This window comes from Frankia sp. AgKG'84/4 (assembly GCF_023242965.2).
Classification (GTDB): domain Bacteria; phylum Actinomycetota; class Actinomycetes; order Frankiales; family Frankiaceae; genus Frankia.
Window position 1 is genome coordinate 1 of record NZ_JALKFU020000841.1, and the last position, 968, is coordinate 968.

The 968-nt window shown below is 69.6% G+C and carries 1 protein-coding gene; it reads right to left on the bottom strand.

All coding sequences use genetic code 11. From position 1 onward, the window contains the following. Window positions 1-621: 621 nt before the first annotated feature. Window positions 622-968 (bottom strand): hypothetical protein (locus MXD58_RS25580; RefSeq protein WP_250610249.1); only part of this gene is annotated, 347 nt, incomplete at its 5' end.

Below are 968 nucleotides of genomic sequence, written 5' to 3' on the forward strand. Positions count from 1 at the left end.
GGCCGGGGGTGACGCCCCAGGGCGCCGTCGGCGGCCGGAGATCCGCCCGGCCGACCCGACACGCGCCGTGCAGGGCGCCGCGGAAAATGCGGCCGGCGGCGCCGAAATCCCGGAAAATGGCTGCCAGGTAAACGGTGCGGGTTTTGGGATGACGCTTTGTCTGATGACCATTCCGTGGCCCGCGACATCCTGGACGTCGGTGGGTTGGGCGTGCATTCTCGCTTTCGTGACAAGGGCGCGAAAACGATCGAGCAGGTATTTCCGGCCCCCCGACGATCGATCTGTCGGGGGGCTCGCTACCTGCCCTTCCTGCAACGGGACCCGCTACCAGACACGGCCTCAGGCCGAGCTGGACGCGGATGGCATCTTCGATGGAGACGCCAACATCAAATGTCGGGAGTGTGATGGAAGCGGAAAGATCTTGCCGCGATGAAAGAACGCCGCCCGGGGCGGGCCGGCCGGCGGTGTCCCCGGTTGGTGTCGGGGTGTCCCCGGAGTGGTATCCGAGACATGCCGCGACCCGTAGGGAATGCCCTGTTGCTGGATAGTCTGACGGCGGACGGTCCGAATGGAGCTGCCGGGGCCGGGCGCGGCGCGGCCAGCCGGGCACGGCGCCCGCGCTCACTCCTTCGGCTCGACGATGAGTACCGCGGTGCGGGTGGCGCCCGCGGCCTTCGCCCCCACCTGGACGGTGTCGCCCTGGTGGATGTCGGTGAGCTTCGCCGCCTTCTGGTCGACGCGGAACCTCGTGTCACCGTTGATCACGTATGTCGTGGCGTAGCCGTCGTCGCTGCGGACGGCGATCGACGTCGGGCTGATCGCCGTCACCTTGCCACGCTGGCCGTTGACGACCTCGAAACCGTCCTTGGTCCTGATCGTGGCCTCGCCGTGCACGGCCGCGTGGGGCCCGGCGCCGAACAGCCGGCGGGTCTCGGCGAGCCGCGGGTGGTCCCCGGCCGCGCGGTGGG